The 18,067-nt window shown below is 59.7% G+C and carries 24 protein-coding genes and 1 pseudogene; 2 read left to right on the top strand and 23 right to left on the bottom strand.

The window, feature by feature from the left end; all coding sequences use genetic code 11:
• Positions 1 to 6: 6 nt before the first annotated feature.
• From LG385_RS22010 to LG385_RS22105, 20 genes and pseudogenes are all read right to left on the bottom strand, one after another.
• Positions 7 to 681, bottom strand: a complete 675-nt coding sequence (locus tag LG385_RS22010; protein ID WP_225775903.1) for a hypothetical protein — start codon at positions 679 to 681, stop codon at positions 7 to 9.
• 51 nt (positions 682 to 732) lie between these two features.
• Positions 733 to 1,161 (bottom strand): phage tail assembly chaperone, encoded by a 429-nt coding sequence (locus LG385_RS22015; protein ID WP_225775904.1) that lies wholly within the window; start codon positions 1,159 to 1,161, stop codon positions 733 to 735.
• Between the two features lies 1 nt (position 1,162).
• Positions 1,163 to 3,154 carry a phage tail protein gene (locus LG385_RS22020; RefSeq protein ID WP_225775905.1) on the bottom strand — a complete coding sequence of 664 codons (1,992 nt, stop codon included), beginning with the start codon at positions 3,152 to 3,154 and terminating at the stop codon, positions 1,163 to 1,165.
• On the bottom strand, positions 3,151 to 3,762 hold the full coding sequence (locus LG385_RS22025) for a phage tail protein I (protein ID WP_225775906.1): 612 nt from the start codon (positions 3,760 to 3,762) through the stop codon (positions 3,151 to 3,153). Before LG385_RS22025 ends, LG385_RS22020 begins: the two co-directional genes overlap by 4 nt.
• The gene (locus LG385_RS22030; RefSeq protein ID WP_225775907.1) at positions 3,759 to 4,673 is read right to left on the bottom strand and encodes a baseplate J/gp47 family protein; all 915 of its coding nucleotides are present in this window, start codon (positions 4,671 to 4,673) and stop codon (positions 3,759 to 3,761) included. Before LG385_RS22030 ends, LG385_RS22025 begins: the two co-directional genes overlap by 4 nt.
• The gene (locus LG385_RS22035) at positions 4,670 to 5,023 is read right to left on the bottom strand and encodes a GPW/gp25 family protein (protein WP_225775908.1); all 354 of its coding nucleotides are present in this window, start codon (positions 5,021 to 5,023) and stop codon (positions 4,670 to 4,672) included. Before LG385_RS22035 ends, LG385_RS22030 begins: the two co-directional genes overlap by 4 nt.
• On the bottom strand, positions 5,020 to 5,565 hold the full coding sequence (locus LG385_RS22040; protein WP_225775909.1) for a phage baseplate assembly protein V: 546 nt from the start codon (positions 5,563 to 5,565) through the stop codon (positions 5,020 to 5,022). The genes LG385_RS22035 and LG385_RS22040 overlap by 4 nt, the downstream gene beginning before the upstream one ends.
• A gap of 73 nt (positions 5,566 to 5,638) precedes the next feature.
• A complete protein-coding gene (locus LG385_RS22045; protein WP_225775910.1) occupies positions 5,639 to 6,091 on the bottom strand; it encodes a phage virion morphogenesis protein in 453 nt (150 codons plus the stop codon).
• Entirely contained in the window at positions 6,088 to 6,570 is a 483-nt protein-coding gene (locus tag LG385_RS22050) for a phage tail protein (protein WP_225775911.1), read from the bottom strand. Before LG385_RS22050 ends, LG385_RS22045 begins: the two co-directional genes overlap by 4 nt.
• Positions 6,567 to 6,764, bottom strand: a pseudogene (gene lysC, locus LG385_RS22055) (Rz1-like lysis system protein LysC); the annotation flags it as partial. The gene LG385_RS22050 and the pseudogene lysC, both read right to left, overlap by 4 nt.
• Positions 6,679 to 7,122, bottom strand: coding sequence for an Rz-like lysis system protein LysB (gene lysB / locus LG385_RS22060; RefSeq protein WP_225775912.1), 444 nt, complete (start codon positions 7,120 to 7,122; stop codon positions 6,679 to 6,681). The pseudogene lysC and the gene lysB, both read right to left, overlap by 86 nt.
• Positions 7,119 to 7,322: a hypothetical protein gene (locus LG385_RS22065; RefSeq protein WP_225775913.1), complete on the bottom strand. Its 204-nt coding sequence runs from the start codon at positions 7,320 to 7,322 to the stop codon at positions 7,119 to 7,121. The genes lysB and LG385_RS22065 overlap by 4 nt, the downstream gene beginning before the upstream one ends.
• Positions 7,322 to 8,161 (bottom strand): N-acetylmuramidase domain-containing protein, encoded by an 840-nt coding sequence (locus LG385_RS22070; protein WP_225775914.1) that lies wholly within the window; start codon positions 8,159 to 8,161, stop codon positions 7,322 to 7,324. Before LG385_RS22070 ends, LG385_RS22065 begins: the two co-directional genes overlap by 1 nt.
• The gene (locus LG385_RS22075) at positions 8,158 to 8,472 is read right to left on the bottom strand and encodes a phage holin, lambda family (protein ID WP_225775915.1); all 315 of its coding nucleotides are present in this window, start codon (positions 8,470 to 8,472) and stop codon (positions 8,158 to 8,160) included. The genes LG385_RS22070 and LG385_RS22075 overlap by 4 nt, the downstream gene beginning before the upstream one ends.
• A 30-nt stretch (positions 8,473 to 8,502) precedes the next feature.
• The gene (locus LG385_RS22080) at positions 8,503 to 8,721 is read right to left on the bottom strand and encodes a tail protein X (RefSeq protein WP_225775916.1); all 219 of its coding nucleotides are present in this window, start codon (positions 8,719 to 8,721) and stop codon (positions 8,503 to 8,505) included.
• Positions 8,721 to 9,182 (bottom strand): head completion/stabilization protein, encoded by a 462-nt coding sequence (locus tag LG385_RS22085; RefSeq protein ID WP_225775917.1) that lies wholly within the window; start codon positions 9,180 to 9,182, stop codon positions 8,721 to 8,723. Before LG385_RS22085 ends, LG385_RS22080 begins: the two co-directional genes overlap by 1 nt.
• Positions 9,183 to 9,187: 5 nt before the next feature.
• Positions 9,188 to 9,481: a hypothetical protein gene (locus LG385_RS22090; RefSeq protein WP_225775918.1), complete on the bottom strand. Its 294-nt coding sequence runs from the start codon at positions 9,479 to 9,481 to the stop codon at positions 9,188 to 9,190.
• 106 nt (positions 9,482 to 9,587) lie between these two features.
• Complete coding sequence (locus LG385_RS22095; protein ID WP_225775919.1) at positions 9,588 to 10,295, bottom strand: terminase endonuclease subunit; 708 nt, start codon at positions 10,293 to 10,295, stop codon at positions 9,588 to 9,590.
• A 5-nt stretch (positions 10,296 to 10,300) separates the two neighbouring features.
• The gene (locus LG385_RS22100) at positions 10,301 to 11,320 is read right to left on the bottom strand and encodes a phage major capsid protein, P2 family (protein WP_225775920.1); all 1,020 of its coding nucleotides are present in this window, start codon (positions 11,318 to 11,320) and stop codon (positions 10,301 to 10,303) included.
• Positions 11,321 to 11,348: 28 nt separating this feature from the next.
• On the bottom strand, positions 11,349 to 12,203 hold the full coding sequence (locus tag LG385_RS22105) for a GPO family capsid scaffolding protein (protein WP_225775921.1): 855 nt from the start codon (positions 12,201 to 12,203) through the stop codon (positions 11,349 to 11,351).
• A 153-nt stretch (positions 12,204 to 12,356) separates the two neighbouring features.
• Here LG385_RS22105 and LG385_RS22110 point away from each other — a divergent pair, with 153 nt between their 5' ends.
• Positions 12,357 to 14,117 carry a terminase ATPase subunit family protein gene (locus tag LG385_RS22110; protein ID WP_225775922.1) on the top strand — a complete coding sequence of 587 codons (1,761 nt, stop codon included), beginning with the start codon at positions 12,357 to 12,359 and terminating at the stop codon, positions 14,115 to 14,117.
• Positions 14,117 to 15,112 (top strand): phage portal protein, encoded by a 996-nt coding sequence (locus LG385_RS22115; RefSeq protein ID WP_225775923.1) that lies wholly within the window; start codon positions 14,117 to 14,119, stop codon positions 15,110 to 15,112. Before LG385_RS22110 ends, LG385_RS22115 begins: the two co-directional genes overlap by 1 nt.
• 24 nt (positions 15,113 to 15,136) lie before the next feature.
• Here the strand turns inward: LG385_RS22115 and LG385_RS22120 are convergent, their stop codons facing one another.
• The 3 genes from LG385_RS22120 to LG385_RS22130 all read right to left on the bottom strand — a co-directional run bounded on the left by LG385_RS22120 (position 15,137) and on the right by LG385_RS22130 (position 18,064).
• Positions 15,137 to 15,952, bottom strand: a complete 816-nt coding sequence (locus tag LG385_RS22120; RefSeq protein WP_225775924.1) for a hypothetical protein — start codon at positions 15,950 to 15,952, stop codon at positions 15,137 to 15,139.
• Between the two features lie 426 nt (positions 15,953 to 16,378).
• Positions 16,379 to 17,221, bottom strand: a complete 843-nt coding sequence (locus LG385_RS22125) for a S1 family peptidase (RefSeq protein WP_225775925.1) — start codon at positions 17,219 to 17,221, stop codon at positions 16,379 to 16,381.
• Between the two features lie 18 nt (positions 17,222 to 17,239).
• Entirely contained in the window at positions 17,240 to 18,064 is an 825-nt protein-coding gene (locus LG385_RS22130; protein ID WP_225775926.1) for a phage antirepressor N-terminal domain-containing protein, read from the bottom strand.
• Positions 18,065 to 18,067: the final 3 nt, after the last annotated feature.

Below are 18,067 nucleotides of genomic sequence, written 5' to 3' on the forward strand. Positions count from 1 at the left end.
GTCCGATCAGCCGATGTTCTTGAACGGGTTCAGCTCGCACGTGAACCCCTTCCATTGGCGTTGCTCGTCGCCTGCGTAGTCTTCGGCCCAGTCCGAGGGCTCGCCCTTGAAGCCCAGCTGGACCACCAAGGCGCGTGTGGCGTTCCACTGGCGAACCCAGTACAGGCCGTAGAAAGGGAACAAGCCCGACGTCGCTACCAAAAAGCGCACGCCACCCTTACCTGGATCGTCTTCCACCACTTCGCTACCCCACCAGGTGCAGGTTGTAGTGAGCACAGGGCAGCCGAACAGCTTGGTGAATCGAAGGTTGTTTGCCGGATTGCGGTAAGCCAACCAGATCAGCATCGAAAGCCAGTGATCAGCGCCCAGCCCAAACGGAGCGTTTGCGTGCCACCAGCCGCGTTTGTCCCCCATGGCGCCGTCACGATCATTACTCCAAGGCCACGCCCAGCGGGGCAGAGTGACCAGCTGCCAGGTCCCCGGGTATTGGGAGAAGGGTACAGCCGTGTCGGCGTGGTACTGCCGGAAGGGCAGGGCCAGTGGCACGGCCACAAAGCCTGCCAAGATGAATCCGATCCGGAGGGGCAACAGCACAACGAATTGCGGGATGAAGAGCACCAGGTGCGCGGGCAGCAGCAGGGCGCGCCAGCCAACGGCCGGTGAAGCGGTAAAAGTCGTCAATGCGTGGGCTCCTTTAAAACGAAAGCGCCTCAAGGCGGGTTGGTTGATGCGTCATTCAGCGACTGCAGCGCTGAGCCAGTCAGGCGCGTCAGGACGTTCGGCGGTTTCTGGGAAAGCCGAAGTTTCGGGCCAAGCGCGCAGCTTCTGGCGATAGGCCTGCAATTCCTTATACTGCGCAGCCGTCAGGGTGGTTTCTCCGCCGGCTTCAACTTCGTCACGATGGCGGGCAACGATCCCGTCGGTTTCGGACAAGCGCTGATCACGCCAGGAGCGCTCGGCGGCCACCAGCACCTCGGTAGGTAGTGGCGGCGGGTCTTGCAGAACAGGACTCCCCTCATCGTCCGCCCCGATCACTTTCCCTGCTGCTTGTCCTTCAAACAGCGCCGCATAAAGTGCATCCGATACTTCCAATGCGTCGGCAGGAATCTGCTCATGAATATTTACGTCATAAAATCCCATCGTGCTTTTAGAAAAAAGCATGTTAGTTACCCCATGCGAGAATAGTTGTCGGTGCGCTTGAGCCTATAGTTCCAGATAGGCCGGCATTCAGCAGCTGCGCCCCACTCAACGTCCTGTTAACTACGGCTAAGGTGTTGTAGCCATAGGTCGAGGCGGTGTGGTTCGTAGCGAGAGCACAACCAAAAAAGTTGTTTGGAAATGCGATCGGCCACGCAAAGTTTGTGTATCCACCCTGGGTTGAGGGCATCGCCACCGAAACTTGCTGGATAATTATCCCGCCCGGGCTCTTCATGTAAGGCGCGGTCAGCGAGAACGAGAATTCTGGCGCGTACTTTAAAGAATACGAGCCGCCAATCAGCCGCCAATCACTTCCCACCCTTGCAAATTCTGCCGTATCCCCGGCGGCAAGCGAAACGGTGATAGCTGCGCCTACTTGCGAGGCCAGAACATCAGACCCTTGTGTCACAACGGCGGCTGCATAAGGAGATGTGTTGACGATTGTTATTGTTGCACCTTCCAGCGTGGCCGCCGTGGCAGGCAGGGTGACCGTTGCTGCAGCCGCAGCGGACATCGAAATTATGCCGCCACAGTGAGCGGGCGTTAGTGTGATCGAGGCTGCGGTGCCGTTGTATGCATTGTATTCATGTCCTCGATCGCGCAGTGTCTTGGTAGAGGCTGGTCGCTGACCGACGTCGAAGCGCGGAACTACTGCGCTGGCAGTCATGTTCCCGCCTGTCACATACCATGCCCCAGCGCCCGCCGTATTGCTTAGTAGTGTCAGTTCAAGGACATCGCCATAAAGCATTTTGGCCACAGCGACACTGACCGACTGGCCTGCCGCCAGCCCGTAAATTACATCAGTGCCGTTCGCCGTGATATTTGAGGCTACGGTGTTGTAGCAGCTAAATGTCAGGGTGGCGCCGATTGGAAGCGCCGAAGAAGCAGGCAAGGCAATAGTTGCCGCAGCCGAGCCGAAAAGCGGAATAACCGTCCCTGCCGAAGTCGCAAGTACAGTTCCCGCACCGTTGATGCTTGTGCTGCCGGCGAACTGCTTGCCCTGGCGCTTGACCCACTCCGTCGAAGCGATGCGCTTCGTATTATCGAATTGAGGCGGCAGCTGCGTTGTAGGCTTGTTGGTGAAAACCGGCGAATCCAGCGATGCTTTTTGCGCGAGCAAGGCGTCTAGCTGAGCCGCCGTGTAGTCCGCAACGAAAACAAGCCCAGTGGTGCCTAGGTTGATTGGGCCGTCGGTCACCAACTCCCAGATGGTGTTAGCGTTCACAGTGCCTTCCTCGACCACCACCAGCATGCCAGGGGTTACCTCAGCACTGTTATCGGCGTCGGTAGCGCGAAGCCAGGCACCGCTTGCGACAACCCAAACACCATTCAAGGCGGGGTTGCTTTGGTCTTTTGCCAGTACCCGATCGCCTGCAACCAGTGCAACATCGTCAGCCGTCTGGAGTCCCGACAGGGTGATAGGCCCTGTGGTCGCCGCCCGTACGGATTGTTTCGAGTCGAGTTTCGCCAGCTCTGCAGCGATGGTGTCAGCGACCCAGGACCGCGTGGCAAGTACCACGGTGCCATCGACCTTCAGCTCCACATTCGCACTGTTGCTGACCACCAGGTTCATTCGTACAACCTGCGTACGCCCTGAGCCCTGGTTGAGCAATGGTTTGAACGAGGGCGCACAGTTGGCCACGGCTACCAGATCGCCGGCTTCGTCATAGAGACCGATTTCCCGTATCCAGAATCCGCCGACTTCAGCGGGGATGATCTGCTCGGCGATGATGATCGCGCTGTTGCTCGGATCTACCTTCAGCTGATTGAGCGGGGCACGGCGTTTTTCATTGATCAGCGTCTTCTGGGTGGCCGATGGGATAGGGTCGGTGCCGTTGGCATCGCCGACGCCCATCTGGGTGATCTTCCATGCAATGCCCAGGGCATCCGCGTTGGCCTGTTTCGCCGCCCCGACGTTGGTCAGGATGGCGAAGAATTGAGAGCTCGAGTCGATCATGGGTACACGTCCAGGGTGTCGATAATGTGCTCCCGGCCCCCGCGGCCGATCTGGCCGGAGACTTCGATGTCGCGGGGTTCGGGCGGATAAACGTCGATCTCGTCGCCATCGGTGCAGGCAACGGCGACAGTGCAGTAGCCGGTGCTCCCGAGGCTGATCGCGAGGCCGGTGATCTGACGGGAAACAGGCTTGGCATCGTCGATCAGCCAGGTGAGCTGCTCGTACATTTCCTCGGTGATGCCGGAGTCCAAGACACCCACCTTGAGCGAGAACGTGCCGGGCACACCCGCTGGTACGGTCTGCCACCACTCCAGCACCTCGATCAGGTAGCCGAGCGGCTCGACCACGCGCCGCAGTGCGCCGATGGTTCCCTTATGGGCGTGGACGAAGTAGGAGCTCTTGATAACCTGCCGCTTGGTGTACTCGGACCAGGCGCTGTCCCAGCGATCGACCGAAAACGCCCAGGCCAGATAGGGCAGAAGCTCCACAGGGCAGCGATCCGGGTTCATCAGATCACGTAGCGGCACCGGTACCCGCTCGATCTGGGCTAGCGCTTCGGCCGCCAGGCGCTCAAGTTGGGTGGCGTTGGGCGGGAGCAGGGTAGTCACGATGCCGTCCCTATTTTGACGCTGACGCCGGTGCAATAAGCGGCCTGGGCACTGGTTGGGCTGATGTCGCTCCAGCCCGCCAGGATGACCTTGCTGACCCCTTCAACCTGCAGCGCCGCATAGATCGCGGACGCGGGCACCTCCACGCCAAGGCGACGGCGCTTGTTCACGTAGGCGAGCAGGCTCGTCTCCGCTGCGGCGCGGACGGGCTCATTTTCGGCGCCGTTGGAAGCCATGTAGAGCGTGGCATCAACGCTGTACGGGATTACCTGTGCGCTGTTGACGGTCAGTCGATCGCCCAAGGGACGGCGTTCGTCCGCGCTGAGGTAGGCGGCCACAATATCCAGCACGGCCTGAGGTACCGAGCCATCGCCTGTGGCGCCCTGTACGGTCACGACCACAACAGCGGGAGACGGGCTTTCGGCGGTGGCATCGGCCACCCGACCATCAGCACTGCGGGCGTGCAGGATGTAGCTGTTGCGTGGGCCTGCCGTGGAAAGACCCTCCCATGCCATCTGGGCGCGTTCACGCAGGCTTTCGTCGTCTTCCATCACGGCGGCCACGGGCGGTACCGCGGTGGTATCGGCCGGGGTGATGGTCAGGCGCACCACGTTGACGTTTGCGGCCAGCTGCTCGAGGTCGTTCCCCTTTGCCGACGCGAGCATCACCCCCAGCGCCGCTTCGTTCACGCGTTGGCGAAGGATCAGCTCCCGGTAGGCGTTCTCCTGGAGCAGCTTGGTCAAGGGCTCGGATTCGAGCGCCAACGTAGCTGCCACCTCTTCGCGCTTGTCTTCAGGCCACAGGCTGATGGCGTAGGCCTTGCGCTCGGTGAGAATCGACTCGTAGTCGAGCTGCTCGACGACGGTGGGGTCCGGCAGCTGGGCCAGATTGATGGGCGTAAAGGTGCTCATGCCGAGGCCCCCAGTTTCAAGGGTATGCGCAGGTTCTGCGATTCGTTGGTGTCGAGGCGAAGGCCCTCGAGGTCGATGTAGGTCGTGCCCGACATGTCGTCCAGGCTGAGCTGCACGCGAGTGAGCTGCAGACGCGGTTCCCAGCGCATCAGCGCAGTGGCGACGGCGGCGTAAGCCTGTACCCGGGTACCGACGTTATGTGGCCAGTCGATCAGGTCGATCAGCATCGAGCCGTAGTCGCGCCGTTCGATGCGCGAGCCGAGCGGGGTGAGCAGGATGTCTGCAATGGATTGCACCAGGTGCTCAGTACCGGTGATCGTGCGGCCGGTTACAGCGTTGAGTCCGATCATGGCTGCGGCGCCCCGGAAGTGCCGGAGCCCGGCTGTATGCCGCCGTGCTTGTGCCCGACCAGGCTGATATTTTGCGGCCCGGCCACGACATCGACGCTCACGGTCACTTTGCCTTCCACTACGACGTCGCCAATCACATGAAGGCCGCCTGGAGCGGTGATATTGGCCTTGCCTCCGGCGGGCAAGGTTGCCGACAACGTATGCGTGGCCATGTCGTAATCCACGACTGCCCCATCTCGGTACCGGCGGCGCCGGCGGGTCAGGCTGTTATCAGGAGCAGGAAAGGCGTCGGAAGGCAGACCGCAGAGCGCGACGCCGGCGGACGTCAGCCCCGAAGGGGAAAACACCAGGCATTGTTCGCCTACACTTACCGGGTCCCACTCTTTGTCCTCGCCTGCCCGGGTCTGGAAGTACGGAATCCAGTCGGTGAGCAGCTTGCCGCTTTTCACCCGGCAGCGTGGTCCCGCCGGGTCCACTTCGGCAATGGTGCCGCCGCGGATCAGGTTTTCTACCAGGCGTGAGAGTTCGGTGAGTTTGTCCATGGCCCGATCTTGGCCATCCCGCGCGTGGGCCGCACCTGCCGGGCTTTGTAGGCGTTGCGCCTACAAAATCAGGTTACTGGGCTAGGTGGTTGAGCAGCGCATCGCGTACCAGGTCCAAATCTTCGGTAGTCAGCCCGAGCAGCTCGCGAACGGAATACTTGATCGGCTCTTGACCGGCTTCGGGTCGATCCTTCAGGCCGTACTGGTGAACCCGGGCGATTCTGGCTACTCGACCCGAGAAGCCGACCGCCAAGCCTTCAGAGCTAGCCGAGGCGCGCATATAGCGGGCCAGCCGAAGCTTGGTGAACATCTTGCCCTTGATCCGCCCTTGCTTGCCCCGGAAGTCCTTTTTCGGCTTGCGCGGCGCGAAGGGCGTGCCGTCGGGGTTGCGCTGCGCCTGTACGCGCTTCTGGTGGCTGCGTCGCAGGTCTCGGGCGACTAAGTTGAGGACTTTACGCTGTTCTGTGGGCTGCAGCCTGGCGAGCAAACCGCTGACCCACTCCTCGACCGCAACGAGCTCGCTCATGGCGCGGTCCAGGTGGCCAACACGTCCCCGGTGGACGACCGGATCACGGTTACTGGCGAAGGAATGGCGGGCTCGTCGAAACTTGGCTCAGGTGGATGATTCACCTGCAGGCTGCCGTCATCCAGCGCGTTCACGATAACCCGCTCCGTCAGCGGCAACCGGATCGACAGGTCCACCTTGCTGTTGTCCAAGATGTCGGCCTCGAAACGGACGGAGTCCTCGACGCGATCGAGGTTCTCCATTAGCTCACGCTGATTAACCCGGAGCCAATCGAAAAGCGCGATAGCGATGGTATCCGGGTGCCCCCCGAAGTCCGTGAAGATCAGGTTCAGGGTGTAGGTGTACTCGAACGAAAGCCCTGGGGCTGCGGTGCTCCGCATGGTGCCGTTGTCGATAAACACCATGAGTCGATCGGGATTGTGTTTGAGGTCGGGCACGCGCCCCACCAGGTGAGCGCGAAGGGATTCAGGCTTCATCATGGCTGCGGGGCTCCGTGTTTCTGCTGGTAGTCGTACACCGCATCCACCTGACCAGCGCACTCGGCCCAATCCGCTTCCGCTTGGTCCCTGGAGTCGCCCAGGGCGCCGTTACTGCGTGGCGCCGCCGGGCGCAGGACGCACGGCACCACGGCCGGACAACCAGTCTCGATAACCTGCGGCTCCGGTGATGGCGGGGCGTTCGTACAAGCCGCGAGCAGCGTCAGGGAGAAGGCCAGCAGCCCAGGTGCGATATTGCTCGTTTTCACGTTTGAGGTCCTCAATGGTGGACTGACGCTGGGCCAAGGCGATGCGAAGCGCCGATTGCTCAGTGCGTAGCTTGGCCTGGGCCGTGCGCTCGCTGCTCAACGCGTGGTTGAGCGCAGAAGCGCGAGCATCGCTGCGACCGGCGCGCGCGCCGGCCTCCTGGGCGGTGTTCTGCGCCGTTTCAAGCTGAGCTTCAGCGGTGGTTACGCGGCCTTCCTGTGCCCAGATCAACAGGCCCAGCGCTGTCAGCAGCGCCACGCCGTACAGCGCTTGGCGAAGGGTGCTCATGCCCGGTACCAGCCGGCTGCATTCATGTCGGCGACATCGAGCTGCTGGAGCTCGCCACGAAAGACCATCGCCTTGATTCCCGGTGTCGCCATGCAAAGCCCTTCGATGAACGCTTCAACGGTTTCAACTGGCGTATTGGACGGCACCACGAACACGTCCCCGGTCTTGGGTGACAGCTTGCGAATTTGCCCGATATCCATCACGCCGCCTCCGCAACATGGGCTTCGGCGTAGCGCTCATAGGCGCGCTCGAGCTTGGTGTCGTACATGTTGCGCAGGTAGTCAGCGCCGTTGTAGAGCTTGGCCACCACTGACCAGCGCTTGGCCTGCAGCGCTTTCAACAATGCGGGCTCGGCAGCGATGAAACGCACGAAGGCTTCAAACTGCTCGTTCTCATCGCGGCTCATGCGTTCGACGAACTCTTGTACGTCGGCATAGCCCAGGCGTACTGCGTGGTAGCCCATTACCTGGAAGGCGCCCCAGCTTGCGGATTCCAGTGCGCTGGTTTCGTCGATTTGCCGTGCGGCGGCAAGGCGCTGGTGCTCACCGGATCCGCCGATGTAGCCACCTGCCTTCTGGTTGACCAGGTTGGGCTGCTGAATCGCCAGCTGCTCCGCCCGAGCCTTCAGCGCCTCCGTGTCGTCGCCGGTTTTCCGCACCTCACACAGCTGGCGGTACATGATGTGCCGTTCGAAGAGGATCTTGGGCTTGCCACTGTCCAGGAAGCCTGAGCCCTTGCTCTCCACCTCGTTGAAAGCCATCACCGCAGCCAGTTCAACGCCCAGGCGTTTTGCACCTGCAACCAGCGTGGCCTGCTTCAGGCGACGGCTCGTGTCATAGCCCATCATCGCAGCGAGGGTTTTCTCGCCGGCAATGCCGTCAGCCACCAGTCCTGCTTTGAGCTGAAGAGCCCGTACAGCAGCTTCGGTGGCAGCATCGAAGAGGCCGGTGGCCTCCAGTTTTGCGCCGGTTTTGATCAGGCGTTGCTGCAGGACCTGAACGTCCTGGCTACGGTCGCCGAGTCGAAGAATCATGGTCATACTTGGTCTACCTTCCGCTCAAGAAAACGCTCAGCCATTGCCCGGACGCCTTCGACGCCGAGCAGCCCGATCACGCCGCCAAAGAACGGCGCCGTGGTGGTGGGAATCCCAACAAGGTCAAGCCCGGAGCAGGCCCCGAGGGCAATCGCACCGCAAAGCGGCGCCTCGAGGACTACCCGGCGCCAGTTCCCGCCGCCGTAGAAAATGCGCATCGCAGCAATGCCAAAGGCGAGCCCTGCGGCGTATAGCGCCGGCCAGTTGTGTTCGAGCCAGGTTGCGAACCAGGCCCATGTTTCCGGTTTGTCAGGCATGGTTCGTCCCCTGCAAAGGCGTGTAATTGGTCAGGTCCATAGGTTCACCATCTGGCTTTCGCTCTGCTGCGCCTGGGGCGCCTCGTCGGGCAGCACCACTTCAGTACCGTGCGGCAGAACAGCGCCCAGTTCGGCAAGCCCAGGGTTGGCTTCGAGTACAGCCTCCACCACGCCTGCAGTGCGGCCGTAGGCACGCCAGCAGATGGCATCGACCGTATCGCCCTGGTGCGCATTGATGATCGTTGGCATCAGATCAGCTCCACCGTGCAGTGGCCGATACCGAGCAGGTCGCGGATGGCATGGCGCGCGTCCCGCTTCAGGTCATCAATCGTCGGGCACAGGGCTTCAGCTTTCTGATCGCCGTTGGAGGTCGTGTCGTATCCCCGGTACCGCTCCTGCAGCTCGGCACCTGCCGTGCAGTAAACCGCCCGGCGATAACTCAGGATCAGCTCGCTGGTCCCGCCCAGGCGATCGGCCGGGACGTCGGCCACAGTGTTATAGCCGGCCGCCAGATGGCCCTTCTTAACGGCGCGCAGCTCCCGGTTGACGCTTTGCATTGCATTGAGCAACGCGCTTTCAAGCCGGGCGTCCGGCACGCTGCTGTCCATGCGCATGACCGCTTTTGCCCCTTCACCTTCGATGTCGGGCCAGAAGCCGTCGTTGTCGATGATCAGTACGGTCGCTGTGCCGCCGGCAATAAATCCGCTCATGGGTGTCACCTGTTCTCGTGTTGAGCGATCGCTCGGCGGATCTCTTCGCCGGTGTATTGGCCGGCGTACCGGCTTATCAGCAAACCCAGTTCATACCGGGCGTTTTTGGTAATCAGTCCCTGCTCGTGGGCGGTGGCGGGCAGAACGCCGTCGACGCCGAGCGGGCCAGTGCAAACAGTTCGGTCATAGGCTTCAGTCCCCTGGTGATAACCCTCAGCGATTGCCCGCAGGGCAATCTCCCGGTCCGTCACGGCAAAGGAGCCCAGGTGCTGCTGGGCAAACAAGTCGTTGGCGAACATGCTTGGCACTCAAAAAGGTCGGCGGTGGTCGGGGCTTCACGGCACATCAGGCACAGGCCTGCCGATCCGCCCCGAGCCGCCGGCGCGTGGGTACGCTCGTTTTGCCCTACGCGGCCGAGGCCGGCGGGGCGAGTTTGGTCAGAAGCCGCTTCGCAGCATCGACGTCCTTTTTCACGCCGCACTTGTCGTGCAGCTCGATGGCCCGGCCGAACAGGTCGATACCCGCCTGGATCTGTCCGGGTTGGCCCGGGTTTTCCTCGGTGAGCCCCCAAACCGTTGCGCGGGCGATCGCCATGTACAACTTGGCGCGCGCCTCGTCCGGCATGTCCTGGTCTTCGGTCAATTCGGCAGTGCGTTGTAGCAGGGCCATATCCGCTTCATTCCCTGCCTTCATGGCGGTGAGCTGGGCCTCGGCAATTTCCTCGGCGACCAGACAGCCACTGGTGCGGTTGAACCGGTCGGGCATTCGCAGGTTGTGCTTGAGCGCATACGCCGCGATGTCCAGCGCGCCGCCGTAATCGCCAGCGTCAATGCGCCAGAGCATGATGGTGGTCACCACTTCATCTTGAGCACCCTGGCCGCTGGCCAAGACCCCTTCGATATACGGGGCGTAGGCGGGCAGCAATTGCCGCTTGAGCTCCGCCTTGCCCTTGGTCGACTGAACCTGTTTGAGCCGTAGCCGGTCCTGGTGCAGCTGGGCCAACTGCAGCTCGTAGGCGTTCAGGCCCTCCATGGTCTGGGTCGGGGCTACAGCAGCGGCCGCAATGGCCGCCGTCGTACGCTGGTAGTGGGCTTTCGCTGGACTCAGGGCCATGGCAATCAGCCCTCGCCCAAGGTCACGTTGTCAATCAGGCAACCGAAGCCGTAGTCCTCGACCACATACGCATCGTTGCTCGACTCGTAGTTCTCGACGCGGTTTTTCTCTGGCGCTTCCTTGAGAAAGCGGCGGCGGCCTTCGAGCTGGTAGTAGATCGCCAAGTTCTGCAGCGACGTGATGAGGATGCTGTTGTCCGGGCAGTAGGGCACCTCGACAGGCTGCAGGCCGCCCATGCGTTTCTGAGCCAGGATCAGGTCGGTGGCCAGCTTTTCCGACGCAGGCTGGTCCTTGTTCACCAGCGGGAAGTACTTGTCGTGCACCAGGTCACGGCCGAGGATCACGACCAGCCCCGGATCCTTGCGGAACCATGGGTCGATCAGGCTGCTGACCGCGTCGAAAATCAGCGCGTCCAGGTTGTTGTAGTCGGCCCCTGCGCCGCTGCCGATTACTACCTTGCCCGCCGTCTTGCCCCCGCTGAGCACGCGCTGCGAGGCGTTGTTGCGGTACTGTTGCAGCCAGCCGACGTTCACGTCCTGCAGCAGGGGATTGGCGGCGCGATCGGTGGTGGCAGCGGCTGACGTGCCGTTGAAGCCGATAGCCAGGCGGTCCAGCGCTTGCCGCTTGATGATCGCGTCGCGCAACCGCGCCTGGAAGTCCGGGAACTTGGCCCAGGCATCAAGCAGCGAGTAGGGGATTGCGGTGTCGAAGTCGGTCTTCTTGCACTCGTATTCCTGCTGATCCAGCGAGGAAACATCACGAGGTTGACGTACGCCGGCGCCGCTGGTGTCGGTACGACTGGCGATGGTGCCGCTCACGCCCAGACCGACCTTTTGCCCTTTGAGCTCGTCAACGCCAATGACGTTGATCTTGGTCAGGAAGTCGCTGGACTCCTGAATGCGGGTTTCCAGCTTTTGCTGAACAGTAGGAGCCACCGCGAAGGTGACGCTGGCACTGCCTACGTTACTGAGCTTGGCCACTTGGGCCTGGTAGGCGTTGAATTTCTCACGAGTATCGTTACGCATGGTTCTCTCCGTTGCGGTAACTGGTTGATCAGCAGTCGGTAACGTCCAGGCCGTTGCCGCCAGTCATCGCCGGGCGATTGGGCTGGGTCGTGTCCGGGGTTTTGCCGAGGGTTTCCAGAAGGGAGCTGAAGTCGTCGGTCAGCTTGCCAACGGCCTTGGCCAGCTCGGTGACTGCCTTCTGGCCGTCCGCGAACTGGGTTTCCTGCGCCTTGACCTGTTCGGCCACTGCGGTGACGGCCTCGCCGATCTGCACCAGGTCGCCGTCGGTCGACGCCTTGTTGCTACGGAAGAGCTCGGAAATCTTGGTCAGCAGCGCTGCGCCGGCGGAGGGTTTGTCCTCTACCTCTTCGAAGTTGAGCTCTACTTCCACCGATGCGGCGAAGAGGTTTTCAGGGCTCTGCTTGCGGCCCTTGTAGGGGTTGGAGTCCGGGTTTTGGGCAGCGAAGGACAGCACGTCGGTACCCAGGCTGGCCGGGCTGTCGGTCACCCCTAGGCCCACCAGGTACGCTTTGCCGGTGTCGGCGAACTTCGGGTTCACTTCGATACTGGTGTAGATCTTTTGCTTGGCCTTGGTCATCGCAACCAGGTCGGGAGTCGGCTCGATCTGCGCGAACAGGGCGACGCGCTTCTCGGTGGTGCCGTTGATTTCCACATCAACTTCTTCGGCTTTTACCGCTACTACATCGCCGTAGGCTCGGAACGGGCTGTCGGCAACGGTCCCGCGGATGTGCTCCATCCAGATCCGGGCGCCGTAGACCGATGGGCTGTAGCTCTTGGCCATTTCCTGTATCCAGCTGGCCTCGATATTGCGGCCATCACTGGTCGCGCCGGCCGTGGCGACCCGGAACCAGTTGGAGCGAAACTTCTTGGTGACGGTAGACATGCGCAATCCTCGTAGCGTGGCGGGTTATTGCCGTTGCGTTGTGGCTCATGGTGTTTTCTGGCGCGTTTCCGGGCAATGAGGGCAATTTGTACCGGAGAGGACTACAAAACGCGCGACTACGCCTTCACGCGCGCGTGGCGGCAGCATCGGCGCATGAATACGACCGTCGCACTTCCCATCCAGGATCCACGCCGCACCGCCCGCCATCTCTACTGGATGGGGTGGCGGATCACTGACATCGCCGATTACCTCGACGAGAAGGAGAAAACCGTCCACAGCTGGAAGGCGCGGGACGAGTGGGATCGCGCGAGCACTACCGAGAGAATCGGCGGCGCGCTCGAGGCCAGGCTCGTACAGCTGATCCTCAAGGAAACGAAGACGGGCGGTGATTTCAAGGAAATCGACCTGCTGCACCGCCAGCTCGAGCGGCAGGCACGAATCTCGCGCTACAGCGAGGGCGGTACCGAAACGGACCTGAACCCCGAGCTGGCCAAACGCAACGCCGGGCCGAAAAAGAAACCCTCCCGGAATGAGTTCAGCGAAGAGGATGTCGAGAAGCTCAACGAAGCGTTCATAGATGGCTGCTTCGGCTACCAGCTGGACTGGTACCGCGCCGGCAACCAGCGGACCCGGGCGATTCTCAAGAGCCGCCAGATCGGTGCGACGTTCTACTTTGCCCGGGAGGCGCTCATTGATGCGCTGATCACCGGTCGTAACCAGATTTTCCTGTCCGCTTCGAAAAACCAGGCGCACATCTTCAAGGCCTACATTCAGGGCTTTGCCCGTGAGGTGTGCGGCGTTGAGCTCACCGGCGATCCGATCATCCTGGCCAACGGCGCCGAGCTCCATTTCCTTGGCACCAACGCGCGCACCGCACAGGGCTATCACGGCAACTTCTACTTCGACGAATTCTTCTGGACGTTCAAGTTCAACGAGCTGAACAAGGTGGCCAGCGGCATGGCCATGCAGAAGCAGTACCGCCGGACTTATTTCTCAACGCCCTCGAGCATGGCCCATGAGGCCTACAGCTTCTGGACTGGAGAACGGTTCAACAAGGGCAAGCCTGCAGCGCAGCGCATCAGCCTGGACGTAAGCCACGACGCACTGCAGGGCGGCAGGCTGAGCGAGGACAGGATCTGGCGGCAGATCGTGACCATCCTCGATGCCGAGGCCCGGGGTTGCGATCTGTTCGACCTGGAAGAGCTCCGGCTTGAGTACAGCGCCGATGCGTTCGCGAACCTGCTGATGTGCCAGTTCGTCGACGACGGAGCGAGCATCTTCCCGTTGAGCGCGCTGCAGCCATGTATGGTGGACAGTTGGGAGGCTTGGGGGGAGGACTACAAACCGTTTGCGGCCAGGCCCTTTGGCGATCGACAGGTTTGGGTTGGTTACGACCCGGCCTCAACGGGGGATTCCGCAGGGCTGGTGGTGGTCGCACCGCCAGCGGTACCAGGCGGCAAGTTCCGGGTGCTCGAGCGACACCAGTTCCGTGGCATGGACTTCGCCGCCCAGGCCGAGACCATCCGCCAGATCACCAAACGCTATTGGGTGACCTACATCGGCATCGACGTGACCGGCATGGGCGCAGGCGTTGCGCAGCTGGTGCGCCAGTTCTTCCCCGCTCTGACGACCTTCAACTACTCGCCCGAGGTGAAAACCCGGCTGGTGATGAAGGCGTGGGACGTCATCCACAACGGCCGGCTCGAGTTCGATGCCGGATGGACCGACGTTGCCCAATCACTCATGGCTATTCGTAAAACCGTCACCGCCGGTGGCCGGCAAATGACCTATACCGCGGGACGCACCGACGAGACCGGCCATGCCGACCTTGCCTGGGCGCTGTTCCACGCACTGCACAACGAACCGCTGGAAGGGCAGACCACTGCCAACACCGGCTTCATGGAGATTGACTGATGACCACCACAACCGCGCTGGCCACTGCCGGCAATGCCGGTCCCATCGAAGCGTTTACGTTTGGTGACCCTACGCCGGTACTCGATGGCCGCGAAGTGCTCGATTACCTGGAGTGCTGGTTTAACGGCCGCTGGTACGACCCGCCCATGTCTCTGGATGGGTTAGCGCGTTCGACCGGGGCCAGTGTGTTCCTCAAGTCCGGACTCAACTTCAAGCGCAACGCCCTAGCGCGCACCTTCATTCCGCATCCTTGGCTGAGCCGCGCGGCGTTCGAGCAATTCGCGCTGGACTGGTTGTGGTCGGGCAACGCCTATCTGGAGAAGCGCCTGTCGCGCCTGGGCAATGTGATGAGCTTGCAGCCCACGCTGGCCAAGTACATGCGCCGCGGGCTGGCCCCCGATGAGTTCTACCAGGTGCGCACCTGGATTGATGAGCACCAGTTCGCCCCTGGCACCATCTGCCACGTGCGCGAGGCCGATATTAGCCAGGAAATCTACGGGCTTCCCGAGTGGCTACCTGCCCTGCAGAGCGCGCTGCTGAACGAATCTGCCACGCTGTTCCGTCGTAAGTATTACAACAACGGCAGCCATGCCGGCTTCATCCTCTATATGACCGACGCCGCCCAGGACGAAAACGACGTCAATGCGTTGCGCACGGCGCTCAAATCGTCCAAGGGCCCGGGCAATTTTCGCAACCTGTTCGTCTATTCGCCCAATGGGAAGAAGGACGGCATCCAGTTGATACCCGTCAGCGAAGTGGCCGCGAAGGACGATTTCACCTCGATCAAGAACGTGAGCCGGGACGATGTGCTGGCCGCGCTGCGCATCCCGCCGCAGCTGATGGGGATTGTGCCCCAAAACGCGGGTGGCTTCGGTTCGATTAAGGACGCATCCGCAGCCTGGGTCGAAAACGAGCTTGTGCCGATTCAGGCGCGGCTGCAACAAGTTAACGACCTAATAGGGGAAGAGGTAATCAAGTTCAACGTGGAAACATGAAAAAGTTGTATGCCACGTAACAAACTATATCCGCTTGGAAGCAATTTGCTCCGCCCAGGCTGTTATAGACGCTCGGGCGATTCCAAGCATTAATTCGTAATTCGGTAGTAGCTGCTGGGTAAAGTTCCCGTCGGCGAATTCGGATACCACTTGAAAGAAACGATTGTACCCGATAGGTTCCGTGTGAGGCGGTTGCGCCCCTACGTGTACAAAGGATGATCTATGCTTATAAGAAGTGTTAATTAGGTTTTTTGCCATCTCTGGAGATAGGTCGCTAGGTACTTTGTAGCGGTAAAAAATGCTTGGAAGGGATCTGTCGAAGTCCGATGGGGGGACTAGACTTTCCCATAAGGACAGAGGGCAAAACTGCTCAATGAAGCGCAGATAGCGCTTCCCTAAATATCCATTGTTGCCTCGGGCGTTTTTGTATTCAATAAATAGCTCTCTCCATTCGGGGTCTGTTCGGGCCTTTTTTTTCCATTCGGATTCCTTTGGGTGCGTTTCGCTAACTTTTTTCCGTGGGATCGCGAGTTGAGCTATGGCTTCAATAGAAGACACAATTAGTAAATAAGCCAAGCCGAAATCTTCTTGCTTGTTAAGAATTGATAAGTGCACCAATCTTATGGATTGGATTAAAGATTCATATATTTTATCGCTGACGGCTCCTAATAAACCTATAATGTGATTTATAGATTTCTCTATATGTTCTAGCTGATGATCTTCTAGCCTTCTAGAAGAAGATCCGGGACCTGCCGTTAACACGGGCAGAAGCAACCCGACCTCACTTATATGAGACTCTGATAATTGTGGTTCGTTATAGTATGGGTCGCGAGCAGCCACACATCGCCTTCCAGTTACAAAGCTAACGAGGCTCGATAGCGCTATCCCATAAAGGTGCCGTTCGTGTCGCGGTAATGTAGAGGGGTTTGTGATGCGATGTACAAAAGCTGAATGGGCTGGAGCTAAATAAACAGTTGCTTGAGGATCAACCCTTGCATTATTAAATACCCACGGGACGTTCAATTCAAATTCTGTCAAAAGAACCGAGTATGTCCTATCCTGATTTATTGCTTCCTTGTCAGTGCCTAGAATATTCCGCCGAAACGACTTCATGGCTTCATTGAAAAGAATATGGTTTCCGGGGACTGGGCGAGACATCATAGTGCTCCTTGAAATGCTATTCCAACTATGGTTATGCTCGGCGACATCTATTTTTCCGGATCAATTGCCCCGTAAGCAGTTCAGTCAAGACCCCCCTTCGAACTATCAGGTACGGGGGTTTTTTCCGCGGATGACGTCTTGAATCGCTATCAGTTCTGTTGATTTTATAGCGTAGCCTAGATTGTTCGGAATGCCAGTAATTGGCATCGGGACATTAGCTGTAGGGATTGGCTGCACGATGATCTGACCTGCTGCTGTATGTTGGGGGCCGGCATACAAAATTCCGAGCAGTTTAACGCGCGTGCCAAGATTGATGTTGCCCTGTCGATCGCTATAGCTCCCGTTGTCCAGCAGGAAAATTGGACTTCCGCTCGATCCGGGGAAGCATGCCATGTCTACTACAAACTGAGGTTTTCCTAAAAAGTCATGTCTAGGAAGATTTGCTATGACACCGCGACGCGCGATTGCCCCGTTATTGATCTTGTCCCAAATTCCATTGGGGTAGCCGAACATAGTTAGGCTATCTAGGGGTAAGACCTCTTTGAATGTTTCTCCCGTTGCTAGGATGCTCGGGTCCAGGCTTACAAAGCCAGGCTGTTGGCCATTTGGGCGTAGCATTTCAAAAAACATATGGGCCGGAAAAGCAAGCAGATCTACATCGTCAGGATGACGATAAATAAAATCTTCGACTAAGCTCAGTTTGATATTTCTATATCCCTTCTCCATCTCACCATCCATATCGCATGGCGTAATAGGGATGGAAATTTCGTCTGCACCTTCAAGTACATGTTTGTTCGTTACAATAGCGGGGAATCTCTCGCCGTTATCGAGTGTAAAGTTATACGCGAAGCCAGTGCCAGTTGAAAATGATTGGCCGTTCCTGAGCGCTTCAATGCGCACAACACAGTGCAGTAGCTTCTCGAATAGATGTAGGGTTTTCAGGTTCATTTTTTTTCCTATAGGGGGCTATTCTGAGAGTTTAAGCTTAAGCATCCGATGCTTTTTGCCATCGAGGGTACTGTTGCCGACCGAGTTGTCCTCGATGAACCGGGGCGATTTGCTCAGGCGCAGCGCCTGGCGCGTTGTTAGCGTCAGTGTGTACCCAATGCCGTGGCTTTTAAACAGCTCGTTCAAGTGAGGCGGGTGGATGCACAGCAGGCCTTTGCCAGCCGGCGCGTGGTTGTAGGACACGTCGAGCTGGGCCAGTTGATCCAGGGCGTCCCAGAACTCCTTCACCGAATCCGGCTGTTCGGGTTCGGCCCAACCTATCTCGTCGATCCCAGGGACTGGTAGCCCAAGGTCCGCTGACGTCTTGGCGAGCTGCTGATGAATTGCCGATCGCATCGAGGCGTTGCGCGTGCGCTGCAGCTCCTTCAGCAGCTTCAGCCGATGGTTTGACAGGGTGACCTCTTGCGAGGCCGTCCGCGCGCCTGTGCGGTTGGCCTGACCCTTGGTCCAGTACTGCCACAGGACCTCGTCGCACTCTTCCTGGTAGCAGACAATTTTCTCGCGGAGCTCCGGCGCGACCTTGTTGGGGTTGATCGAGTAAAGCCAGGCCGGGAGCTTGCGGAGGGGAAGGCAGGTCATCTCGTACTGCTTGCCGTCACCTCCAGTTGTGACGATTTCCGTCACAACTGGAGCGAATTTCTCTGAGAGCTTAGTCCGCTGCGGGGACCACGCTAACCCGAGATTCGTAACGATAGGCTTCATTGCAACGTAGGGCTCATTGTCCTGGCCCACCAGGACTACGTTGTCGCCGTGGAATGGCACCGCCATCAATTGTGTGTTCATCAC

The sequence above is a fragment of the Pseudomonas sp. Marseille-Q5115 genome (assembly GCF_916618905.1).
GTDB lineage: Bacteria > Pseudomonadota > Gammaproteobacteria > Pseudomonadales > Pseudomonadaceae > Aquipseudomonas > Aquipseudomonas japonica_A.